Genomic DNA, 23,326 nt, shown 5'->3' on the forward strand with positions numbered 1-23,326 from the left:
AGGAGTAGTCGTTGCGCACCAGTCTCGAATCCTTTTTTATTCAAGCATGGTCAAAGCGTGGCATTGTCGCTGGCTTGTTATGGCCGATCTCCAAATTATTTGGGTTGCTACTGAATTTTCGCTTTGGCCTGTTAGTACTCGGCTATCGTCCGCAAACGCAGCTCAAAGTGCCCGTGATCATCGTTGGAAATATTTACATCGGAGGCACCGGAAAAACGCCGATGGTAATTTGGTTGGTGGAGGCCCTGCGTCAGGCAGGTTGGAATCCAGGTGTTATTTCACGCGGCTATGGCGCGCATGTTGAACGTATTCAAGAAGTTGGTGAGGATTCTCTAGCGGTTGAAGTCGGTGACGAGCCATTGTTGATCGTGCAGCGTACAGGCTGTGCTATGACAGTTGGGCGTAATCGCGTTGCTAGTGCCCAACAATTGTTAGCTCAACATCCAACAATCGATGTGATCATTTCGGATGATGGCTTGCAGCACTATGCCTTAGGACGTGATATCGAAATTTTGATGTTCGATCAACGAGGTGTTGGCAATGGTTGGTTATTGCCAGCCGGGCCATTACGTGAACCGTCAAGTCGCCGCCGCGATTTTACGATTTTAAATTCCGCGAAACCTGAGCAATTAACTGGTTTGGGTACTGACTTGGGTACTGACGTCTTTTCTATGCGTTTGCAAATGACTGAATTAATCAGTTTGAGTCAGCCTGCATTGCGCCAGCCACTATCCACCGTGCGCGATAAGAAAATACTCGCAGCTGCTGGCATCGGAAATCCTCAGCGGTTTTTTACGATGCTAAGTTCCCAAGAGCTGATTTTCAAAGCCATGCCACTCCCTGATCATTTCGCTTTCTCAGCACAATTATTTCAGCAAGAAGATGCGGAAATCATCCTTATCACAGAGAAGGATGCAGTAAAATGTCGGCAAATTGCGGGTCTCTGTGACGATCCGCGTATCTGGGTGGTACCGGTTGCTGCAGAGCTCGACGCAGAGTTTACGAACCAGCTATTCCAGTTGCTCAAGTTAACCTCGGAGAAAAAACATGGATGCTCGTCTACTTGACGTTCTGGTTTGCCCTTTATGTAAAGGGCCATTGGTCTACGATAAAGCTGCGCAAGAATTGATTTGCAAAGCAGATCGTTTAGCATTTCCGATTCGTGATGGCATTCCAATTATGTGGGAAGACCAAGCGCGTTCCATCCCTGTTGATCATCCTTAAATAAGTCCATCATGAGCTTTATCGCGATAGTGCCAGCGCGTCTGGCCTCGACTCGTTTGCCCAATAAACCTTTGGCCGACATTGGTGGCAAGCCCATGGTGGTTCGTACTGCAGAGCGTGCAATGTTGTCTGGCGCCGCGCAGGTCGTAGTCGCTACTGATCATGCAGATATCTTTTCAGCTTGCCGTGAACATGGTGTTGAAGTGCAGATGACGCGCTCTGATCATCCTTCTGGCACGGACAGAATCGCTGAAGTTGCTGCCGCGATGGGTTTGTCCGCAAATGCGGTAGTGGTAAATGTACAAGGTGATGAACCTTTGATTGATCCGGCATTAATTGCTGCCACGGCCGCTTTGGTTAACTCCCAGACGCCGATGGCAACAGCAGCACACGCGATCCACGAGGTACGAGATTTGTTCAATCCTAATGTGGTCAAAGTCGTGCTGGATAAAATGAGTCGTGCTTTGTATTTTTCACGTGCAACGATGCCTTGGGCGCGTGACGCTTTCGCGCAAGATCAACAAACGATACCGAGTGGATATCAAGCCTTACGCCACATTGGTTTGTATGCATATCAAAATCAATTCTTGCAAGCCTATCCGAATTTACCAATGTCGCCGCTTGAGCAAATTGAGGCACTTGAGCAATTACGTGTGTTATGGAATGGCATTGCCATCGCAGTACATGTAACAGACCAGAGTCCGGCAGCCGGGGTTGATACACAGGAGGATTTGCAACGCGTCAGAACATTTTTTTGAACTTCTGATAAAAATCCATGGGCTAGCTCGTGGAAAGCGTTTCAAGCGGAAAAAACTGTGGTAAATTTCGTAAAGAACAAAATAAATGATGGTGACTTCTCGTCGTCCTCAATAAAAATAATCAGTCTTATCTCAAGAATTACCAGGTCTTGCCGAGCGTGAAATGCAAGACTTACAGAATATTAAACTCGTCTAGGAAATAAAAATGCGTCTTATTTTGTTGGGAGCCCCCGGAGCTGGCAAGGGCACGCAAGCCAATTACATTAAGGAAAAATTTGGTATTCCACAAATCTCTACTGGAGACATGTTGCGTGCGGCGGTGAAAGCAGGAACACCGTTAGGCGTGGAAGCAAAAAAAGTGATGGATGCTGGTGGATTGGTATCCGATGACATCATCATTGGCTTGGTCAAAGAGCGATTGAAACAGGATGACTGTGCGAATGGTTATTTGTTCGATGGGTTTCCAAGAACGACGCCGCAAGCTGATGCGATGAAAGACGCAGGGGTTACTATTGATTATGTTTTAGAGATTGATGTCCCAGACAGCGCAATCATCGAGCGTATGAGTGGCCGCCGTGTACATCCAGGTTCAGGTCGTACTTATCATGTAAAATTTAACCCTCCCAAAGTCGACGGCAAAGACGATGAAACGGGTGAAGATTTAGTACAACGTGATGACGATAAAGAAGAGACTGTGCAGAAGCGTTTGTCTGTCTACCATAATCAAACTGAAGTCTTAGTGAGCTACTATGGCGATTGGGCAAAATCTGGAAAGCCAGGCGCGCCTAAGTACCGCAAGATAGCAGGTGTCGGGGCGGTTGATACCATACGTGACGCGGCATTCGCGGCATTGTCAGAATAAAGGAAGCGGACTTTGTGTCCGCTTTTTTTTCGCCTACGGAGTTTACTTTTAAATTCCAATCGGTAAATAGGTTTTTTCTTATTTTCTATTTCTTTACTTTTTGTAGGAGGTTCTTGATTCGTTAATGTCAGTAAATTTCTGTGTAGTTTTTTTGTGTCCCAATACCAGATTCAGTTTTAAAAACAAAAATGTCTGTTGTTCTATTTCGCTTATTTCTATAAACGGTTTGATGCGTAACAAGTCAAAAGCTGAACGCAATCAACACCAACAAAAATTGGAGGCGTCAACATGGTATTAAGTCTTTGGATTGTCGTAGCGTGTGGAGTACTCGCAGTACTTTACGGTCTCGTCACAAGAAGTTGGATTTTGAAACAGGATGCGGGAAACGCCCGTATGCAGGAAATTGCGACAGCGATTCAACAAGGTGCAGCAGCTTATCTGGCACGTCAATACAAAACGATCGCGATGGTCGGTGTGGTCTTGTTTATCGCCATTGCCGTTTTACCCGGATTGGGCCCGATTACCGCTTTCGGTTTTTTAATCGGTGCGGTGTTGTCAGGGGCCTGTGGTTTTATTGGAATGAATGTCTCAGTGCGCGCTAACGTACGTACAGCACAGGCAGCGACTAAAGGTATGAATCAAGCTTTAGATGTGGCATTTAAAGGTGGTGCCATTACCGGTATGTTGGTCGCTGGTTTGGGCTTACTCGGCGTCGCCTTGTTCTATATTTACTTGAGCAGTGGTTCTGCCAGCGGCCTGTCTCAGCACGATGTGATTAAGCCTTTAATCGGCTTGGCTTTCGGTGCATCTTTGATTTCTATTTTTGCCCGTCTTGGTGGCGGTATTTTTACCAAAGGTGCAGATGTCGGTGCTGATTTGGTCGGTAAAGTCGAGGCTGGTATTCCTGAGGATGACCCACGTAACCCGGCCGTTATTGCTGATAATGTTGGCGACAACGTTGGTGATTGCGCTGGTATGGCGGCCGATTTATTTGAGACCTATGTTGTGACTTTGATTGCGACCATGTTGCTCGGCGCTTTGATGGTGACGACTGCTGTGACAGAGGCGATTGTGTATCCGCTGATGTTGGGTGCAGTATCGATTCCAGCCTCTATCGTTGGCTGTTCGCTCGTAAAGCACACTCCCGGTAAAAAAATTATGTCAGCCTTGTATAAAGGCTTGTGGTGGGCGGCTGGATTGTCTTTGATTGGTTTTGTGGCTGTCACGTATATGTTATTCAAAGACGATGTGATGCGTCAGCAAATGCTAGTTTCTGCAGTCGTCGGTATCGTATTGACTGGCTTAATGGTCTACATCACTGAGTATTACACTGGTACCGATTTCAAGCCAGTACGTCATATTGCTGAAGCTTCGACCACGGGCCACGGCACAAATATTATCGCTGGCCTCGGTGTGTCGATGAAGTCGACGGCGTATCCCGTACTGGCAGTTTGTGTGGCGATTTTAGTGTCTTACAAATTTGGTGGTGGCTTGTACGGTATCGCGGTGGCTGCGACATCGATGTTGTCAATGGCCGGTATCATCGTCGCGCTCGATGCCTACGGCCCGATTACCGATAACGCTGGTGGTATTGCGGAAATGTCCGGCATGGATGAATCTGTACGTGCGATTACTGACCCACTTGATGCTGTCGGCAATACGACCAAAGCGGTGACGAAAGGTTACGCAATCGGTTCGGCTGGTTTGGCTGCCTTGGTATTGTTCGCCGACTACACGCATGCCTTGAGTTCAGTTGGCTTAGATGTGAAATTTGATTTATCTGACCCACAAGTGATCGTTGGTTTATTTATCGGTGGTTTGATCCCCTATTTGTTCGGTGCGATGGCGATGGAAGCCGTAGGGCGTGCCGCTGGTGCTGTCGTGGTGGAAGTCCGTCGTCAATTCCGTGATATCAAAGGCATCATGGATGGCACCGGTAAACCTGAATACGACAAAGCTGTCGATATGCTGACGGCTTCTGCGATTAAAGAAATGATTTTGCCATCATTGCTGCCAGTCGCCGTGCCGATTTTAGTTGGCCTGACTTTAGGCCCAGCAGCCTTAGGTGGTATGCTGATGGGGACGATTATTACAGGTTTGTTTGTGGCAATTTCTATGACCACCGGTGGTGGTGCTTGGGACAATGCGAAGAAATATATTGAAGACGGTCATTTCGGTGGTAAAGGTTCTGAAGCGCATAAAGCCGCAGTAACTGGCGACACTGTTGGTGATCCTTACAAGGATACAGCAGGTCCTGCGGTGAATCCTTTAATCAAAATTATCAATATCGTCGCCTTGTTATTGGTGCCCCTGTTTCCTTTAGTGCCATGGCTGAAAGCGCCAGCACAACCTGCACCAGTGATTTCACATAAAGCAGACGTGTTACCTCAGATCGAAGCGCCTGTTGGTTTAGATGTTGTTAAAGTGAAAGCGGCTTCAGCGAGTGATACAGCAACCAAATGAGGTTCGCTTACCCATTAGCTCTTAGCTGATTGTTGAAAAAAGTGTTTTTTTGTGGAGGCAGTGATTGTGATGCAATCGCTGCCTTTTTTATTGTTTGTGTATTTTTTACTTTCTACAAATAGCGAAAAGCGAGATAATTGACGTTTACGTTAACGTCATAGCGCCAGTATTTATAAAGAGCTTTTGGCGAATTTCTTATTCAACTTATTTATTCCAATTTAGAGCAGAGGGAAGTATGCAAATTCAAAACAATGTATTCATCATCACTGGCGGCGCTTCGGGTTTGGGCGAAGCAACGGCACGCATGATTACTGCCAATGGCGGTAAAGTGGTGATCGCGGACGTGCAGGTCGAGGCCGGTCAAAAATTGGCCGCAGAATTGAATGCGACTTTCGTGAAGTGCGATGTGACACAAGAAGCTGATGGTCAAGCAGTTGTTGCTGCTGCGACCACGGCTGGCACGCTGCGTGGTTTGATCAATTGCGCTGGTGTGGCGCCAGCTGTTAAAACAGTCGGCAAAGAGGGGGCACATCCTTTAGAACTATTCCAACGCGTCGTGAATATTAATTTGGTCGGTACTTTTAACATGGCGCGTCTGGCAGCAGAAGCGATGAGTAAAACAGAAGCAATCCAAGACGAACGCGGCATTATTATTAACACCGCATCTGTCGCCGCCTTCGATGGTCAAATGGGACAGGCTGCATATGCTTCCTCAAAAGCTGCGGTAGTTGGTTTGACTTTGCCAATGGCACGCGATTTATCGCGTAATGGCATTCGCGTGATGACCATTGCGCCAGGTATTTTTGAAACGCCGATGCTGTTGGGTATGCCGCAAGAAGTGCAAGATGCTTTGGGTAAAATGGTACCGTTCCCATCTCGCTTGGGTAAGCCAAATGAATATGCGCAATTGGCAAAATCGATCATTGAAAACATGATGTTGAATGGTGAAACGATCCGTTTGGATGGCGCGATTCGTATGCAACCAAAATAAGTTCCCATTTTTTGCTCCAAAAATCACACTTTCTTGCTTTCTTACAGACATTTATCTTGTACGCGAATACACTAGATGGATAAGAAAAGTTTGCTTTTTGGAGTCGAATAGGAATGAATAGTAATGCCACAACTGGCTTAATTCTGACCGGAGGCGGTGCACGCGCTGCCTACCAGGTTGGCGTGCTTAAAGCAATCTCTGATATCTTGCTGGAGCAAGGTTGGGACGCCAAAAAAAATCCCTTTGGCATCATTTGTGGCACATCCGCTGGTGCAATTAATGCCACTGCATTGGCCTCTCGCGCCGATCACTTCCAAGAATCTGTGAATAGTATTTTGCATGTCTGGAGCCATTTCGAAGCGGCTCAAGTTTATCGTGCCGATTCTCTGGGTGTCATTCGTTCGGGTGCGCGCTGGTTGTCAATCATGTCTTTTGGTTGGTTGTTGAACAAATGGCGTAAGTCGCCACCAACCTCTTTGCTAGATAATTCTCCTTTGGCTGGTTTGTTACACCGTATGCTGGACATGGAGCGCCTTGATCAATCTTTCGCGACAGGTGATCTGCAAGCTTTGGCGGTGACTGCGTCGTCTTATACCACGGGACATCACTTAACTTTTTATCAGACTTTGAATGATATTCAGCCGTGGGTTCGCAGTCAGCGATTGGCGCAGCGGGATTTTATCGGCGTTCAGCATTTATTGGCTTCATCGGCAATTCCCTTTATTTTTCCTTCTATACCCTTAAATTGGGGCGGGCATCTTGAATATTGCGGTGACGGATCCATGCGTCAGTTAGCGCCGATTTCTCCTGCGATTCATTTAGGTGCAAACAAGGTGTTGATCGTCGGTGCAGGACGATTGTCTGAGCCGCCACGGCAAAATTTTGAATTGGCGACTTACCCTAGTCTGGCGCAGATTGCAGGCCATGCGATGTCGAGTATTTTTTTGGATAGCTTAGCGGTAGACATTGAGCGCTTAACACGTATCAATAAAACTTTATCGATGTTGCCGCCGGATTTGTTAGAGAAAACACCCTTGAAGCCAGTTGACTTATTGGTGATCGCACCATCTGAGCGCTTGGATGAGATTGCCAGTCGACACACCCAAAGTTTACCGCTGCCAGTGAGAACCATGCTTGGAGGTATCGGCGCAACTGATGTGCGTGGCGCAGCCTTAGCTTCTTATTTGCTATTTGAGTCAAGTTACACGCAGGAGTTGATCGCTCTCGGGGTAAAGGATACGCTGGCGATGAAAGAAGAGGTCATTCACTTTTTTCAGCCGCAATCAGTCGCAAAACATCATGCTTCAATCATGGAGGCGGTTCCAGCGTAAGCCACAATTGATTGCCAAATTGTTTGTGGACTATTATGCTACTTCATCTTAAATTTAATTTGTCTTTCATAATGAAATTGTATCTACGACAGTTTTTCGTCATATTGTTGTTTAGCCTTGGCTTAGCGTCCAATGTTGTCGCGCAAGAGTTAGGTTCAATCAGCATTCAGGAATTGCCGCGAGAAGCACAGCAAACTTTGAAGTTGATTCAACAAGGTGGCCCATTTCCTTACGATAAAGATGGATCTGTCTTTGGAAATTACGAACGTCAATTGCCTAAGCGAGCTCGTGGTTATTACCATGAATACACTGTAAAGACACCGTACGCTAGAAACCGTGGAGCCAGACGAATAGTTGCAGGTGGTGTGCGCTTGTCTTACTCCGAGTTTTATTACACGGCAGATCATTACAAAAGCTTTATGCGGATTAAAAATTAAAAATTAAAAATTAGAAAAATATCGTTGCATGAACCAAAAATGAGGGTGAAATGAGTTTGTTAAGTACAGTTAGTCCAAATGCAGTGCAATCTATTCGTGCCTTTAGAAGTCTTGAGTTGCAGGCAGAGGCAACTTTGACAGGGCAGCATTTTTTATATGTGCATTGTGGTGAAGCGAAGGATAAGCAAGACGTGCTCAGCATGATTGCAAATAGTTTCGGTTTTCCTGATTACTTTGGACATAATTTTGATGCTTTATATGATTGCCTGACAGATTTGGTACATAAAGCAGGACAGCAAAATGGATTCGTCATTGTGATAGAGCATTTACCAAATACAGAACATTTCGATAAGGAATTGCGAGAAACTTTGTTAGATGTGTTTCGTGATGCGGCGGAATATTGGGCAAAAAAGAAAATTCCATTTAGAGTCTTCTATTCCTTCGAATAATTAGTTTAAATGCATTGAAAAAGCCTGAATTGATGCAAATTCAGGCTTTTTACTTGGGCTTAGACCACGACAGAGGTACAATGCCGCAATGAAAAAAATCGTCATCCTTATTTCTGGACGTGGTAGCAATATGCAAGCGATCGTCCAAGCCTCACAATCCCAACAATGGCCAGCACAAATCGCAGCAGTAATCAGTAATAAACCTGATGCTGCCGGTTTGGCGTATGCTGCAAGTCAAGGCATTCCTACTTTGGTGGTAGAAAGTAAAACTTTTCCAAATCGAGAGAGTTTTGATGCGGCTTTGCAGCAAGCAATCGATGGCTTTCAAGCAGATTTGGTTGTACTCGCTGGCTTTATGCGAATCTTGACGCCGCAATTCGTGCAGCATTATGAAAACCGGATTATGAATATCCACCCATCTTTGCTGCCTAGTTTTGTTGGCTTGCATACGCATCAGCAGGCTTTGGATGCAGGAGTGAAGTTCCATGGTGCGACTGTTCATTTTGTAACGGCAGAGTTAGACCATGGTCCTATCATTGATCAGGCTTGTGTGCGCATTGAACATGGCGATACAGAAGACACACTGGCGCAGAAATTACTGGTCAAAGAACATCAAATTTATCCACGCGCCGTGCGTTTATTCGTTGAGGGCAAATTAGTGGTTGAAGGCAATCGCGTGATTGTTAATGGATCAGAAGCAGACACCTGCCCGATCTAAGCAAATTTACAGAGGAAAAACATGAGATTACCACCAGCCATAATTGGTCATACTGAAGCCGTTTTGCGTGAGGTTTTGCGCTTTACCGGTCCTGCTGACGGCACTTTATCGCGCTATTTCAGAGAGAATCCACGACTGGGCGGGCGTGAGCGCGGTGTGATCGCTGAAGCGATTTACGGTTTGTTGAGGAATAAAAGTGTGTACACCAGTTTCTCTGAGTCAGGCACTGGTTCCGCGATGCGTCGTATTACGCTTTTGGGCTTAGCGGATGCGGTCGGTATTGATTCCCTCGGTGGATTGAGCGAAGAGGAAGATGTTTGGCTGCGTCGCGTGATGGAAATTGATCGCAGCCATTTGCCGCTGGCATTGAAATCGAATATGCCAGAGTGGTTGTGGCAAAAATTATCGACTAAATTCGGTGACGAAGAAGCGATGAAGTTGGCGAGTGCATTAAACACACCTGCCTCATTGGATTTGCGTGTGAACGCATTGAAATCGAATCGTGAAGATGTGATTGCTTCTTTGGCGCAAGCGCCGATTCTGGCAGAAGCGACACCATTCTCTGCACTGGGTTTGCGCATCATTAAAAAACCATCGATACAAAATCTGCCTTTATTTAAAGATGGAACGATAGAAGTGCAAGACGAAGGTAGCCAGGTTTTGGCGCAATTGTTAGGTGCGAAACGTGGTGAGATGGTCGCCGATTTCTGTGCTGGGGCAGGTGGTAAAACCCTGGCGCTGGGTGCTTCAATGCGTAACACGGGTCGTTTATATGCGTTTGATATTTCTGAAAAACGATTGGCAAAATTGAAGCCACGCTTGGCACGTAGTGGTTTGTCGAACGTACATCCGGTCGTGATTGCACATGAACGTGACGCCAAGATTAAACGCTTGGCTGGCAAATTAGATCGCGTTTTAGTTGATGCGCCATGTAGTGGATTGGGAACCTTGCGTCGTAATCCTGATGTGAAATGGCGTCAGACTCAGGTTGGTGTCGCAGAATTAAACGTTAAACAAGCATCGATCCTTGATAGCGCCGCACGTCTTGTTAAAGGTGGTGGTCGATTAGTGTACGCGACTTGTAGTATTCTCGATGAAGAAAATGAAGGCATCGTTGAGCAATTTTTAACGACGCATCCAGACTTTACTTTACTGCCAGTTTCTCAAGTGTTGGAAGAGCAGAAAATCGAATTAGAGATGGGTGACTATTTGAAGCTCTATCCACACATACACAATACGGATGGCTTCTTTGCTGCGGTATTTCAGCGCAATAAAGTTGTCGCGAAAATCGCTGTGAAAGACTCTTCGGAAGCAGATGAAGTTGCGGAATGAGTTGCAGAATAATTGATTGAATTTGGGTTTGAGTTTTGTTTAAAGATTTCCCCGCAGTTACCTCCATATCCATGATGGAAACACATTCATTGTCACGATTGATCACTGAAATATCGGCAGACTTGGGCAACCCAAGTCTGCTATTTCAATTGGTCGCTTTAATGAGCTGTTTTTTGCTGGCATGGCTTTTATCACGCACTATCCAGCGATACTTTGCAACTGTTGATCAAAGCTCAGGTGTATTTAAGATCGGTGTTGAGAGTTTTTCACGCGTCTTGTGGCCTTTGTTAGCGTTGGTCTTTTTGTTTTTCGCTAAATTAATTCTTGGGAAATTTCAGCATACGGGTTTGCTAAAATTATTTTTCCCTATTCTGAGTTCTTTTGCCCTAATTCGGTTTAGCTTCTACGTATTTCGCCGTGCTTTTGTGCGCGACGGGACGGTTGGCAACACCTTACTTTTATTTGAAAAAGTCTTTGCAAGCTTGGTTTGGCTTGCGTTGGTGTTGCATTTCACGGGTATGTGGGAAACCATTTTTGAGGCATTGGAAGAAATCATTCTGCCTGTTGGGAAAAGTAAAGTTTCGCTATTGGCGGTATTGCAGGGAATCGCATCGGTTGCGTTAACCGTGGTGCTCGCATTATGGATAAGTGCTTTGCTTGAAGCACGCTTGTTGTTAATTCCGAATATGCATTCGTCTCTACGAGTCGTATTATCGCGTTTGGGGCGAGCGATTTTTATTTTGCTCGCGATATTGATGAGTTTGTCTCTGGTTGGTATTGATTTGACAGTCTTATCGGTATTTGGTGGTGCCTTGGGTGTAGGCTTGGGCTTGGGCCTGCAGCGTATTACGAGTAGTTATGTTTCTGGGTTTATTATTCTATTTGATCGTAGTTTGTCTATTGGTGACATGATTACCGTCGATAAATTTAGTGGAGCTGTTACGCAGATAAATACACGTTATACGGTATTGAAAGGCTCTGATGGTATTGAATCGATTATTCCAAATGAGATGCTGGTTTCTAATCCAGTCCAAAATTTATCACTGACGGATCGCGCGGTGGTGTTGGTGACCGATTTCACGGTTGCCTATGATACGGATCTTGATTCGTTGTTTCCTGCTTTAATTGATGTCGTTGCCCAAGTGCCACGGGTTTCGATGGCTACTGCACCTTCGGCCTATTTGTTGCGATTCGGTGCGGATGGATTTGAGTTGCGAGTCGGATTTTGGATCGAAGATCCGGAGAATGGCCGAACCAATGTGATCTCAGATGTGAATCGGGCTATTCTGGTATTAATTCGCGAACGCGGTATTGAGTTACCGTTTCCGCAACGTGAAATTACGGTATTTCAGGCGCCGACGAAAACGGCGGCTTGAATCAGCGTAGAATAATGATGTTTTCAGGAAATTTTTGTTGATAATCTTTTGGTCGAGATTGTCTGAGTTTGATGGAATTTGACGCATAGTGCATTAGGAGTTGTTATATCTTGAGTAATTTTATAGATTTGACCATTGATTTTTTAAGTAATGGTTTTACGCGCGCCACTGCTTGGGAAGTATTTATTTTCACCATGGTGGTTACCCACATTACGATCGCCAGCGTTACGATCTTTTTGCATCGTTGCCAGGCGCACCGTGCTTTAGAATTGCATGCGATCCCTAGTCATTTTTTCCGTTTCTGGTTGTGGCTCACGACCGGTCAGGTGACTAAAGAGTGGGCTGCTGTTCATCGTAAACATCATGCTAAATGCGAAACTGAAGAAGATCCGCACAGCCCTGTCACGCGTGGCATCAAAAAAGTGTTGTTGGAAGGTGCTGAGTTATATCGCATTGAGTCTAAAAATTTAGAAACTATCAGTAAGTACGGGCACGGAACGCCTGATGATTGGATAGAACGTAATCTTTACACCCGCTTTAGTTGGCAAGGTGTTGCATTGATGTTGATCATTAACTTTATGTTATTTGGTGTCATTGGTGTGACGGTATGGGCAGTGCAAATGATGTGGATTCCAGTGACAGCTGCTGGAATTATCAATGGCATTGGTCACTATTGGGGGTATCGTAATTATGAGTGCGCAGATGCAGCGACGAATATTGTGCCTTGGGGTATTTTGATCGGCGGTGAAGAGCTGCACAATAATCATCATACATTTGGCACATCCGCTAAGTTGTCATCGAAGTGGTATGAATTTGACATTGGCTGGCTCTATATCCGCGTCTTGGAAACTGTTAAATTAGCTAAGGTCAAAAAAGTTGCACCGCAACCGAAGTTTGACGCGGCTAAGATGGTGGTGGATGTAGAAACTTTGCAGGCAGTGATCGCAAATCGCTATGACGTAATGGCGAAATATGCAAAGTCTCTAAAAAAGACTTGGCGTGCAGAGTTGCAGCAATTGCGTGAGAAAGCACAGTTAGAAAAGAGTTTCTTGAAAGCAGCGAAGGAAAGTTTACAACGTGAGCCGACTAAATTAGAAGCGCCGCAGCAACAGCAGTTGTTGGAATTGTTCGCGCATAGCGCCGCCTTGAAGACCATGCACGATATGCGTTTGGAATTGAACGCGATTTGGGAGCGCTCGAATGCGAGTCGTGAGCAATTGGTCGTCCAATTGCAAGATTGGTGTCAACGTGCGGAAACGTCGGGTATTAAGACTTTACAGGAGTTCTCATTGCGTTTAAGAAGTTACGCTTGATTGCTACCTTTGCTTATGAAAAATGGCGCGTCATGCGCCATTTTTTATGCTTGGAATTTTGTTTATTAGACTATATGAATTAGTATAAAAACTTAACGCTGGGATATAGAGCAAAAGCTGCGTAACTTGAATTAGATTAACTTAGTTGCTTTTGGCAGCGATGTGGTTCTGAGGCTTTTGCCCTTTAACGCAAGCGAAAAAAAACCCGCGAAATTTCGCAGGTTTTTTAGACATTCTACAGAAGCGAGAATCAGGTAAAGATTACTTGATTTTTGTTTCTTTGTAGATAACGTGCTTACGTGCCTTTGGATCAAACTTCATGATCTCCATTTTTTCAGGCATCGTACGTTTGTTTTTTGATGTCGTGTAGAAGTGACCTGTACCAGCAGTCGATTCTAATTTGATTTTGTCGCGACCAGATTTAGCCATGATATTTTCCTAAAAATAGTTTCTGCTTAAACTTTTTCGCCGCGAGCACGCATGTCAACTAAAACGGCATCGATACCGATTTTGTCAACAACACGCAAACCTGCGTTAGACAAACGCAGGGAAACCCAGCGATTTTCTGATTCTACGAAAAAGCGACGATTTTGCAGGTTAGGCAAAAAGCGACGTTTAGTTTTGTTGTTCGCATGGGAAACGTTGTTGCCAACCATTGGCCCCTTCCCAGTAACTTGGCATACACGCGCCATGTTTAGCTCCTTAATGATTTCCGAAATTGGAAAAAATGAGAGTATAGCCAAAAAACTTTGAAATATCAACGACTTGTGAAAAACAATTGTGTCTTTTGTGTATTTTAAGATTTAACAATTTAATTTCTGTCTATGAGCGACTCAAATTTGGCCATTTTCAGCGAATGAATACACTGTGTTGTTAGCGACTATAAAATGATCTAATACACGGATATCAACCAGAGATAAGGCAGATTTCAGCGTTTGTGTCAGACTTAAATCCGCTTGACTTGGTTCTGCTGAGCCAGATGGATGATTGTGCGCAAGGATGATACTTGCAGCGTTATGCGCCAGTGCACTTTTGACGACTTCGCGTGGATAGACGCTGGCGTGGCTTAAACTGCCTCTAGATAGTTCTTGCGCGGTGAGCAGGCGGTTTTTAACGTCTAAGAATAAAACAGTAAAAGATTCATACTGCTTGTTGCCGATTTGCAGTTGGAGATATTGTTTTACGGCTTGGGGAGAAGAAAGTGATGAATTCGTTTGTAGTTCTTCTGAGATGGAGCGCTTTGCAAGCTCCAAGACTGCTTGGAGCTGTGCATACTTCGCGCTTCCTAAGCCATGTACTTTGGCGAAATCGGTGAGATTGGCGCCAAACAGCGCTCGTAATGATCCAAATTGGGTCAGCATATCTCGACCAAGATCGACCGCACTCTTTCCTTTGACACCGACACGTAAAAAGACCGAGAGTAATTCGGCATCGGATAAAGCGGGTGCGCCATGTTTGATCAGGCGCTCGCGCGGGCGTTGTTCCTCTGGCCAGTGATTGATTCCCATTTCTTTTCTCAGCCTCCTTGGTTGCGGGCAAAGCATTTCTATCTGGACTGCCTTACAATAGCGCTCTGCATGAATCTGCATTCGATTAAAAAATCAGTTTGAATTAAGTTAAAAATATATTATGTCTGAAAAGTCTATACTTGTCGTTAATAATGGTGCGTATTTAACCTTGCACTACCGTCTTGCAACACTTGATGGTGAAGATATCATTTCGACTTTTCACGAAAGTCCAGCGACTTTGTTGCTGGGGCAAGGGCAGTTAGCGCCTAGTCTTGAAGACGCCTTGTTGGGGCTAGAAGAGGGCTCGCATACCACGCAGGAATTGGCGCCTGAACAAGCATTCGGTTTGCGCAATCCTGATTTAATTCAGCGTGTGTCGCTAAAAACCTTGCGAGAAAATTCGGCATTTGGAGAAGAATTTAAAGTCGGTGATTTGATCGATTTCTCCGCACCGTCTGGTGGCAAGTTCGCCGGTGTTATTCAAGAGTTAGATGCAGAATCGGCTTTATTCGATTTTAATCATCCGCTGGCAGGGCAACGTGTGCTCTTCGAAACTAAAATTATTGGCATTTTGTGAGTGACTCATGAGTGAATTGAATCAAGAAATCTTATTGGCGCAACCGCGCGGTTTTTGCGCTGGGGTTGATCGTGCTATTGATATTGTAGAACTCGCTTTAGCGCAGTTTGGTGCGCCGATTTATGTGCGGCATGAGATCGTCCATAACGCTTATGTGGTCAATGATTTGCGTGAAAAGGGGGCGATTTTCATTGAGGAATTGGACGATGTTCCAGCGGGAAATACCCTCATTTTCTCTGCGCATGGGGTATCACAAGCGATTCGCGAAGATGCGGAAAAACGTGGCTTAAAGATTTTCGATGCAACTTGTCCTTTGGTCACGAAGGTGCATATAGAAGTGTCGAAAATGCGCAAAGAAGGGCGCGAAATTATCATGATCGGCCATCAAGGACACCCAGAAGTCGAGGGAACGATGGGGCAAAGTGAAGGCGGCATGTACTTGGTCGAAACTGTGGAAGATGTCGCTAATCTCGATGTCGCTGATCCATCATTGCTCGCCTATGTATCACAGACCACATTGTCGGTGGACGATACGGCGGATATTATCGCTGCGCTAAAAGCAAAGTTTCCTTTGATTGCTGAGCCAAAAAAAGGCGATATCTGTTATGCCACCACGAATCGCCAGGCGGCAGTCAAATTTATGGCACCGCAAGTGGATTTGGTGATTGTGGTTGGTAGTAAAAATAGTTCCAACTCCAATCGTTTGCGCGAAGTCGCTCAGAAAATGGGAACTACCGCTTACATGGTCGATAAGGCAGAAGATATTGACCCACAATGGTTGGAGAACTGTGTGCGGGTAGGCGTGACTGCTGGGGCTTCAGCGCCTGAAATTCTGGTCACTCAAGTGATTGATCAGCTCAAAGTGTTTGGTGTGAAAAGCGTGCGCGCTTTAGAAGGTGAGGAGGAAAACGTCACGTTCCCTTTACCTAAAGGATTGAATCAAGTCGCGAAGGTGTAAGGTAAAAAGCCCGCTCTAATTTGACGAAATTAGAGCGGCTGAGTTAGTACTTAGTTTGAAACCCGCCAACTAGCTCAAAGTGCCAGTGACAAGATTATTCCAATGCAAGTTGCAACGCTGCTTTCAAGTCCAGTTGATCGCAGCGTTTAATTTGCACCTGTGGTGTTTTATGCCAATCAGCGAACGCCTGTAAGGCCTTCGCTAAATCTTTAGCAATGGCATCGCTTACTGAAACATCGTCTTCAAGATGCAGTGCTTTCACTTCCATCACGCCGATTTTTCGGTGGGCCTTCGCATCGATACGACCGATGAGTTTTCCGCGACGTAAAATCGGTAAGGTAAAGTAGCCAAATTGGCGTTTTGCCTCCGGTGTGTAACATTCCAGTCGGTAATCAAAATCGAATAATTCCGATGCACGTTTTCTGTCCCATACAACGGGATCGAATGGCGATAAGAAACAAGTGTGCGTCGCACGTAATTGGCCAGCGAACGCTTGCTCAATAAGGCCTTGATGCTGTGGATGAAAGTAGGCAACTTCATCCCAGCCCTTGACTGCAATTTTTTGCAGTAAGCCTTGCTGATACAAGTTTTCTGCTTGTATTTCCGGTGCCAGTTTCTTCATGCGAAAGTAATCGGCAATCCAACTTGCTTTGCATATCCCTAAAGCCTTAACCGCATCAAGAACTTGCTGGCGTTGATCGTCTAGTAGATTGCCAAGATCACGTTGGTCATTCCAGTGAGGATGAACGCGTTCGGTTAAATCGTAAACCCGATGAAACTTTTGACGGCGTGCCACCATCACTTTGCCGGTTGTGAATAAAACTTCGAGCGATCGTTTTTCTGGTTTCCATTCCCACCAACCGCCAGATTTACCATCGGTACGCTCAAAATCAGCGGAGCGGCAAGCGCCGAATTCTTTGATGTGCTTGAGAATTTGTCGAACGTGACTTGCGTTTTCTCTCAGCCAAGTCTGATTAAATTTCCAGCCCATCGATTCTGGGTTAAGCATTTGGTGCCGATAACGACCAAAGCTTTCGATCGGCAGAAAACACGCTTCGTGCGACCAATATTCAAAAAGTTTACCTTCTTCTAAATGTTGCTCTAGCCATTCCGATTGGTAGTCGCCAAGGCGGCTCCACAGCACCAAATACGGACTCCGTGCGACCACGCTGATGGTGTCAATTTGCAGAACACCCATATTCTGAATCGTCTTCAGAACCGCGTCTTTATCCGCGCGTTGTTTGGGGGGATTTAATAATCCTTGGGCGGCTAGATGAATGTTTCTGGCGGCGGTTATGCTCAGTTGCATGACTTCTTAAATGAAAAAAGTAAAAGAGCAAAGCATAACCGCAGAGGCGCAGAGAGCGCGGAGATTTTTATCAATTTAAATTTGTGTGACTCTACATCCCACAGCAATTTATTTTGTACACAGCATTAAAAATGCTTTAAGCCAATCGCCGCTTTGACTTCATCATTCGTTCTGGCTGCCACTTCACGCGCACGATAAGTGCCTTCTTTGAGTAATTGCAAAACATGGCCGCGATCTTTCTCGTATTCCTGACGACGTTCACGAATCGGTCGCAGCAAATCTTGCAAAACACCTTCAAGCCGCGCTTTGACTTTACTATCGCCTAGACCACCACGCACATAGTGATCTTTCATGGCTTGTAGTGTTTCTTTGTCGGTGTCGAAGGCGTCAAGATAGGTGAAGGCGACGTTACCTTCTAAGTGGCCTGGATCTTCAACTTTTAAATGCAGCGGATCTGTATAGACGTTGCGTACTGCTTGTTTAATTTCGGCTTCAGTCGCACCTAGATTAATTGCGTTGCCTAGCGATTTACTCATCTTGGCTTTGCCGTCGATGCCAGGCAAACGACCGATTTCTGGTACTAGAGCTTCGCACTCAACTAAGATATCTTTTTTCGCTAAACGATTGAAGCGGCGCACGATTTCGTTGGTTTGTTCAATCATAGGAATCTGATCGTCGCCAACTGGCACCAAGGTCGCTTTGAAGGCGGTAATGTCTGCTGCTTGGCTGACAGGGTAGGTGAAGAAACCCGCTGGAATGTCGCGTTCAAAATTACGCAAGATGATTTCTTGTTTGATCGTCGGATTGCGCTCCAGACGCGAAATGGTGACCAGATTCATGTAGTAAAAGGTCAGTTCGGTCAACTCAGGGATTTGCGATTGAATAAAAATCGTTGATTTACTCGGGTCGATACCAACTGCTAAATAATCTAATGCAACTTCAATCACATTATTGTGAACTTTGGCTGGATCATCCATGTTATCGGTCAATGCTTGGGCATCAGCGATCATGATGTATTGCTTGTATTGATCTTGATAGGTGACGCGATTGCGCAAGCTGCCAACGAAGTGGCCGAGATGTAAGGGGCCAGTTGGGCGGTCACCAGTTAAGATTAAATGCTGCTTATTGGCCGATGGTTGGTGGGAAGCCTTGGATTCTGAATTGGCTTCTACTGGAATTGCTGCTTGCTCGCTCATGAGTGATCCGAAAAATGTTGGGAGTGAAAATTTGTATTTGAAAATAAAAATGCCGCGCTTACTCAGAAGGGCGGCATCAGGAATTTTGTGTTTGCTACAGTCGAAATCGGGTGCCACCCTCAGTTGAAGGTGCTCCGCCAATGGCCATTGCTAATAGTGAATCTTGATTTCATGCAGGCATAATGCCGTTTTTCACTGTTTTTTGTCAAGAATTGTCTACCTGCGCATGGTAAAATCGCGCGCTTAGACTAGTGATGCCATGATTAGTGTCTTGTCTTTTTGAATAATAGAATAGAAAGCTTTTGAAGTGAATCCTGCTCCGACCAAACTCATTATCGCTTCCCGCGAAAGCCGCCTTGCAATGTGGCAGGCAGAAAATGTCCGTGATCGATTGCGCGCCTTGTATCCAGCATGCGATGTTCAGATTTTGGGGATGACAACACGCGGTGATCAGATTTTAGATAGAGCCTTGTCCAAGGTCGGTGGTAAAGGTTTATTCGTCAAAGAGCTAGAAGTGGCGATGGAAGAAGGGCGCGCTGATTTGGCCGTACACTCTTTGAAAGACGTGCCTATGGAATTGCCAGAGGGTTTTTCTTTAGCAGCCATTTTGGAGCGTGAAGATCCGCGTGATGCCTTTGTCTCTAATCATTTCAACACTTTAGCTGAACTTCCATCGGGCGCGATCGTCGGCACCAGTAGTTTGCGTCGCCAAGCCTTGATCTCAGCGCGTTTTCCTCATTTAGTGATCAAACCTTTACGCGGCAATTTAGATACGCGTTTGCGTAAGCTTGATGAAGGTGAATATGCAGCAATTATTTTGGCCGCAGCCGGTTTGAAGCGTCTCGGCTTACCTGAACGCATTAAGGCCTTTTTGGAGCCAGCCGAAAGCTTACCTGCGGCAGGGCAAGGTGCAATGGCGATTGAAATTTTATCCTCGCGCTACGACTTGATTAGCGCACTAGCGCCGCTAAATGATGTGCTCAGTTCGCAAGCAGTTTTGGCAGAGCGCACCGTATCGAAAGCGTTTGGTGGCAGCTGTCAGATTCCGCTCGCTGCATTTGCACAGATCGACAATGGCAATATGTATTTGCGCGCAATGGTGGCGACGCCTGATGGTAGTCAATCTTGCAAAGCGGAAGTCCATGGTAAAGCAACAGACTTTGAAGACTTGGGGATGCAAGTTGTCGCTAGTTTGCGTACGCAAAATGCTGATGCGATTTTGGCAGTTTGTCGTGAGTCTGAGCAAGCTTGAGCCTCGTTGGAAGCCATTCACGACAACTGAGAAGAATTGAGATAGCGATGCAAGCTCCGGCAGTCATCATCACGCGTCCGCCACATCAGGCGCAGAATTTGGCGCAAGGACTTGCTCAATTGGGACGGCAAGCGATTATTTTTCCGCTATTTGAGATCGAGGCAATTTCTGAGAATCCTGTACTAGATTTAGCGATGCGGGATTTAACTAGTTATGCCCTAGTGATTTTTGTAAGTCCAAATGCAGTTGACGCCTTGTTTCAGCGTATGAGTGCAATAGGCCAGCAATGGCCGTCAACAGTGGCAATTGGTGTTGTTGGCGCAGCTAGTCGCCAGGCTTTAGCGAAGTATGGTGTCGATGCCCAGCATGTTCGAATTTTTAGTCCTGCCAACACCGAACGCACTGATTCTGAAACTTTGTTGGTAGAGCTGGACCTTAAGGCGTTGAAGCATCAGAAAGTGTTATTGATTCGCGCCAATTCTGGGCGTGATTTTTTGGCTGATGCTTTACGCAATGCGCAGATCCAAGTTGAGGCGATTACAGCTTACCGACGTGTTACACCAGTTTTTGACGACAAAAAGAAGCAAGACTTACAGGCATATTTGAATGCAAATTGCGATTGGGTGATTACCAGTTCGGCGGTGCTGAAAACTTTACTAGATTGGTGTTCTCAGCTAGACCAGCCAGACGCAGTCGCCAAAATGCAACAGCAACATTTGTTTGCCCCTCATTTTCGTATCGCTGAGGTGGCAAGAGAATTAGGATTTAATCACATCAGCCTGACCGCTTCAGGCGACGAAAAGCTCTTACTCGCGTTACAATCACCATTATGACTGAACAAACTCCCTCTATCGACGCCATGTCAACAACGAATAATGTGACTGAAGGAACTGCGGCAACTGCTACACCAGCGGCAAGTAGCTCCGCGGACAATACGCAAGCTGCGCCAAGTGTGAGCTCTATTGCCAATGGAATTACCTCTGCAGGAAGTGCCAATAACATACCTTATATCGTGTCAGGTGTCTTAGCGCTCTTGTTGGCGGGACAATGGTATAGCTCGCAAAATCAGATGACCGCTTTGCGCGAAGAAGTCGCTAGGCGTTTGCAAACTGCAGACATTAATAACAACGAGATTAAAGGGATTGCAAAGAACGTGCAGGAGTCTTCGCGTGATATGCAAGCCAAAGTCAGTGTGCTAGAAGCGAAGCAAACGGAAGCGCAAGGCCAGCAAGTGGCGCTTGAACAGTTGTATCAGGATTTATCGAAGAGCCGTGATGAGTGGGCTCTGGCTGAAATCGAACAAGTATTAGCAACCGCCAGTCAGCAATTACAATTGGCTGGAAATGTACAGGGCGCTTTGATTGCTCTACAAAATTCAGATGGGCGTTTAGCAAAAGCAGAAAAAACGCAATTTATCGCAGTGCGCAGGGCGATTGCGAAAGATATTGAAATGCTCAAAGCCTTGCCACAGTTAGATATGACTGGTTTGGTATTGCGACTCGATAGCGTGATCGCGCAAGTTGATAATATTCCTCTGTGGGCGGATGAAAAGCCACCTGTTGTTTCTACGCCGCCTAAAGCGCCATTGCGTGTATTGCCAAGAACTTCGAAGGCAAAAAATGAAAAAGTGGAAGAAACCACAGAGAATACTTTTGCCGCACAGCTGCAAGACCGCTGGCAGAGTTTTTCTAGCGAAATGTGGAGCGAGATGAAGCAACTGATTCGTGTGCGTAACGTCGAATCGCCAGATGCCTTATTGCTCAATCCTTCACAAGCCTACTTTGCTAAAGAGAATTTGAAATTACGTTTGCTCAATGCGCGTTTGGCATTGTTGTCTCGTAACGAGGGGGCTTTCCGTAGCGATATGATTTCAGCGCAAGATTTGATTTCAAAATACTTCGATGTGCGTTCAAAACAAGCGCAAACAGCGCAAGCTTTGTTAAAACAGATTCAAAGCAATAACTTATCGATCGAAATGCCAGCATTAACAGAAAGCCTCAATTCTGTTCGTAATTTCAAGGTAAAACCTTAATCTCACCATAAGCCCATGCGTATCTTTATTCGTATTCTCATCTTATTTGCCTTGGCTGTCGGTATCGCGATTGGCGGACGTTTTAACGCTGGAAATGTGGTGTTGTTTTATCCACCAACCCGAATTGATGTCTCTTTAAATTTCTTCTTGTTGATTTTGGCGGCGGTGTTTTTTGTAGTGTATGTGATCGTACGTACAATCGTTGTTACTACTGAGATGCCAAAAAAAGTAGCGGAATATCGGCAAAGCAAGCGCGAACGTGAAAGCAATCGTGCGCTACGAGATGCCTTGAAGGCTTTATTCGAAGGACGTTTTGGGCATGCCGAAAAGTCCGCAGTGAAGGCCTTAGACTTGCCTGAAAATAAGGCTCTCGCAAGTTTAGTCGGCGCGAAAGCAGCTCATCATATGAGTCAGTTTGAGCGTCGTAATGCTTGGTTTGCAGGAATTGAAGACGATGCGGCATACAAAACAGCGCGTTTAGTCACGATGACAGAGTTGTATGTGGATGAACATAAGGCTGAGCAAGCATTAGATGCAGTCAAAGAATTGAATGCACGCGGCAAGCGACATATTCAGGTATTGCGCTGGGCCTTAAAAGCAAATCAACAAGCGAAGAATTGGTCAGAAGTGGTGAAATTGGTTCGTACCTTGGAAAAGAATCATGCGATTCATCCCGCTTTGGCAGGTCGTTTGCGTGAAATGGCATACGAAGCGCTATTGAAGGAAAATGGACACGATGCGGAGTCATTGCGCCGCATTTGGAGTGAAGTACCGACAACTGAACGAAAAAATCGCTACATCGCAGTCATTGCGGCAACGGCATTTACTCAATGCCAACTACTCGAAGAGGCGAGAAATATTGTCGAGCGAGCGTTGGCGGAAGAGTGGGATAACCGTTTGTTACGTAGTTATCGTGAAGCAGCTGGTTCTGAGGGTTCCGCCGCTTTACGATCACAAATTGAGTACTGTGAGGATTGGCTCAAAAAGCAAGTAAGAAATGCCGAGCTCGAATTAACTTTAGGTGTGCTGTGTTTTCATCAAAAGTTATGGGGTAAGGCGCAGGTTCACTTGGAAGATGCATTGAATCATGCACAAGAAACGCGCATCTTGCGGGAAGTGAATCTGAGTTTAGCTCAATTGCATGACAAGTTGGGACAAACAGCAGAAGCGACGAAATATTATCGTCAGTGTGCTCTTGTCGTTGATTGATTTTCTTGCAAGATCTTTTGCAGTATTCGTT

23 protein-coding genes and 1 pseudogene are annotated in these 23,326 nt (G+C 45.7%); 19 read left to right on the forward strand and 5 right to left on the reverse strand.

Annotated features, from left to right (window positions below):
• Positions 1 to 11 precede the first annotated feature (11 nt).
• The 13 genes and pseudogenes from lpxK (at position 12) to H8K52_RS14850 (ending at position 13,254) form a co-directional block, all read left to right on the forward strand.
• On the forward strand, positions 12 to 1,067 hold the full coding sequence (gene lpxK / locus H8K52_RS14790; protein WP_186923687.1) for a tetraacyldisaccharide 4'-kinase: 1,056 nt from the start codon (positions 12 to 14) through the stop codon (positions 1,065 to 1,067).
• Positions 1,048 to 1,224, forward strand: coding sequence for a Trm112 family protein (locus H8K52_RS14795; protein WP_186923688.1), 177 nt, complete (start codon positions 1,048 to 1,050; stop codon positions 1,222 to 1,224). Before lpxK ends, H8K52_RS14795 begins: the two co-directional genes overlap by 20 nt.
• Positions 1,225 to 1,235: 11 nt before the next feature.
• Complete coding sequence (gene kdsB / locus H8K52_RS14800) at positions 1,236 to 1,982, forward strand: 3-deoxy-manno-octulosonate cytidylyltransferase (RefSeq protein ID WP_186923689.1); 747 nt, start codon at positions 1,236 to 1,238, stop codon at positions 1,980 to 1,982.
• Positions 1,983 to 2,187: 205 nt separating this feature from the next.
• Positions 2,188 to 2,844: an adenylate kinase gene (gene adk, locus H8K52_RS14805; protein WP_186923690.1), complete on the forward strand. Its 657-nt coding sequence runs from the start codon at positions 2,188 to 2,190 to the stop codon at positions 2,842 to 2,844.
• Between the two features lie 288 nt (positions 2,845 to 3,132).
• On the forward strand, positions 3,133 to 5,307 hold the full coding sequence (locus tag H8K52_RS14810) for a sodium-translocating pyrophosphatase (protein ID WP_186923691.1): 2,175 nt from the start codon (positions 3,133 to 3,135) through the stop codon (positions 5,305 to 5,307).
• 235 nt (positions 5,308 to 5,542) lie between these two features.
• On the forward strand, positions 5,543 to 6,298 hold the full coding sequence (locus tag H8K52_RS14815; RefSeq protein WP_186923692.1) for a 3-hydroxyacyl-CoA dehydrogenase: 756 nt from the start codon (positions 5,543 to 5,545) through the stop codon (positions 6,296 to 6,298).
• Positions 6,299 to 6,411: 113 nt separating this feature from the next.
• Positions 6,412 to 7,629: a patatin-like phospholipase family protein gene (locus H8K52_RS14820; RefSeq protein ID WP_186923693.1), complete on the forward strand. Its 1,218-nt coding sequence runs from the start codon at positions 6,412 to 6,414 to the stop codon at positions 7,627 to 7,629.
• A gap of 71 nt (positions 7,630 to 7,700) precedes the next feature.
• Positions 7,701 to 8,066: a guanyl-specific ribonuclease gene (locus H8K52_RS14825; RefSeq protein WP_186923694.1), complete on the forward strand. Its 366-nt coding sequence runs from the start codon at positions 7,701 to 7,703 to the stop codon at positions 8,064 to 8,066.
• A gap of 41 nt (positions 8,067 to 8,107) precedes the next feature.
• Positions 8,108 to 8,515 (forward strand): annotated as a pseudogene (locus tag H8K52_RS14830) (barstar family protein); the annotation flags it as partial.
• Between the two features lie 88 nt (positions 8,516 to 8,603).
• Positions 8,604 to 9,233, forward strand: a complete 630-nt coding sequence (gene purN / locus H8K52_RS14835; RefSeq protein ID WP_186923696.1) for a phosphoribosylglycinamide formyltransferase — start codon at positions 8,604 to 8,606, stop codon at positions 9,231 to 9,233.
• A gap of 21 nt (positions 9,234 to 9,254) precedes the next feature.
• A complete protein-coding gene (locus H8K52_RS14840; RefSeq protein ID WP_186923697.1) occupies positions 9,255 to 10,565 on the forward strand; it encodes an RsmB/NOP family class I SAM-dependent RNA methyltransferase in 1,311 nt (436 codons plus the stop codon).
• A 74-nt stretch (positions 10,566 to 10,639) separates the two neighbouring features.
• A complete protein-coding gene (locus tag H8K52_RS14845; RefSeq protein ID WP_246464565.1) occupies positions 10,640 to 11,941 on the forward strand; it encodes a mechanosensitive ion channel family protein in 1,302 nt (433 codons plus the stop codon).
• 110 nt (positions 11,942 to 12,051) lie between these two features.
• Positions 12,052 to 13,254: a DesA family fatty acid desaturase gene (locus H8K52_RS14850; RefSeq protein WP_281387957.1), complete on the forward strand. Its 1,203-nt coding sequence runs from the start codon at positions 12,052 to 12,054 to the stop codon at positions 13,252 to 13,254.
• Between the two features lie 261 nt (positions 13,255 to 13,515).
• Here the strand turns inward: H8K52_RS14850 and rpmG are convergent, their stop codons facing one another.
• The 3 genes from rpmG to radC all read right to left on the reverse strand — a co-directional run bounded on the left by rpmG (position 13,516) and on the right by radC (position 14,762).
• A complete protein-coding gene (rpmG, locus tag H8K52_RS14855; protein ID WP_110257750.1) occupies positions 13,516 to 13,683 on the reverse strand; it encodes a 50S ribosomal protein L33 in 168 nt (55 codons plus the stop codon).
• Positions 13,684 to 13,709: 26 nt separating this feature from the next.
• Positions 13,710 to 13,946 (reverse strand): 50S ribosomal protein L28, encoded by a 237-nt coding sequence (rpmB, locus tag H8K52_RS14860; RefSeq protein ID WP_186890252.1) that lies wholly within the window; start codon positions 13,944 to 13,946, stop codon positions 13,710 to 13,712.
• A gap of 141 nt (positions 13,947 to 14,087) precedes the next feature.
• Positions 14,088 to 14,762: a RadC family protein gene (gene radC / locus H8K52_RS14865; protein WP_186923698.1), complete on the reverse strand. Its 675-nt coding sequence runs from the start codon at positions 14,760 to 14,762 to the stop codon at positions 14,088 to 14,090.
• A 121-nt stretch (positions 14,763 to 14,883) separates the two neighbouring features.
• Between radC and H8K52_RS14870 the strand changes: the two genes are divergently transcribed.
• Positions 14,884 to 15,339, forward strand: coding sequence for an FKBP-type peptidyl-prolyl cis-trans isomerase (locus H8K52_RS14870; protein ID WP_186923699.1), 456 nt, complete (start codon positions 14,884 to 14,886; stop codon positions 15,337 to 15,339).
• Between the two features lie 7 nt (positions 15,340 to 15,346).
• Positions 15,347 to 16,297, forward strand: coding sequence for a 4-hydroxy-3-methylbut-2-enyl diphosphate reductase (ispH, locus tag H8K52_RS14875; RefSeq protein WP_186923700.1), 951 nt, complete (start codon positions 15,347 to 15,349; stop codon positions 16,295 to 16,297).
• A 94-nt stretch (positions 16,298 to 16,391) separates the two neighbouring features.
• On the opposite strand, the gene H8K52_RS14880 is transcribed toward ispH, so the two are convergent.
• Both H8K52_RS14880 and trpS read right to left on the reverse strand, forming a co-directional pair.
• Positions 16,392 to 17,606 carry a winged helix-turn-helix domain-containing protein gene (locus H8K52_RS14880; protein ID WP_186923701.1) on the reverse strand — a complete coding sequence of 405 codons (1,215 nt, stop codon included), beginning with the start codon at positions 17,604 to 17,606 and terminating at the stop codon, positions 16,392 to 16,394.
• Positions 17,607 to 17,731: 125 nt separating this feature from the next.
• Positions 17,732 to 18,802, reverse strand: a complete 1,071-nt coding sequence (gene trpS / locus H8K52_RS14885; RefSeq protein WP_186923702.1) for a tryptophan--tRNA ligase — start codon at positions 18,800 to 18,802, stop codon at positions 17,732 to 17,734.
• Between the two features lie 307 nt (positions 18,803 to 19,109).
• Here trpS and hemC point away from each other — a divergent pair, with 307 nt between their 5' ends.
• From hemC to H8K52_RS14905, 4 genes are read left to right on the forward strand one after another with little or no spacing between them, the layout of a single operon-like run.
• Complete coding sequence (gene hemC, locus H8K52_RS14890) at positions 19,110 to 20,054, forward strand: hydroxymethylbilane synthase (protein ID WP_186923703.1); 945 nt, start codon at positions 19,110 to 19,112, stop codon at positions 20,052 to 20,054.
• 47 nt (positions 20,055 to 20,101) lie between these two features.
• Complete coding sequence (locus tag H8K52_RS14895; protein ID WP_186923704.1) at positions 20,102 to 20,887, forward strand: uroporphyrinogen-III synthase; 786 nt, start codon at positions 20,102 to 20,104, stop codon at positions 20,885 to 20,887.
• Positions 20,884 to 22,086, forward strand: coding sequence for a uroporphyrinogen-III C-methyltransferase (locus H8K52_RS14900; RefSeq protein WP_246464566.1), 1,203 nt, complete (start codon positions 20,884 to 20,886; stop codon positions 22,084 to 22,086). Before H8K52_RS14895 ends, H8K52_RS14900 begins: the two co-directional genes overlap by 4 nt.
• Positions 22,087 to 22,101: 15 nt before the next feature.
• Positions 22,102 to 23,295 (forward strand): heme biosynthesis protein HemY, encoded by a 1,194-nt coding sequence (locus H8K52_RS14905; RefSeq protein WP_186923705.1) that lies wholly within the window; start codon positions 22,102 to 22,104, stop codon positions 23,293 to 23,295.
• The last annotated feature ends 31 nt before the right edge of the window (positions 23,296 to 23,326 follow it).

Source organism: Affinundibacterium seohonense (assembly GCF_014284305.1).
In the GTDB taxonomy this organism is placed as follows: Bacteria; Pseudomonadota; Gammaproteobacteria; order Burkholderiales; family Burkholderiaceae_D; genus Undibacterium; species Undibacterium seohonense.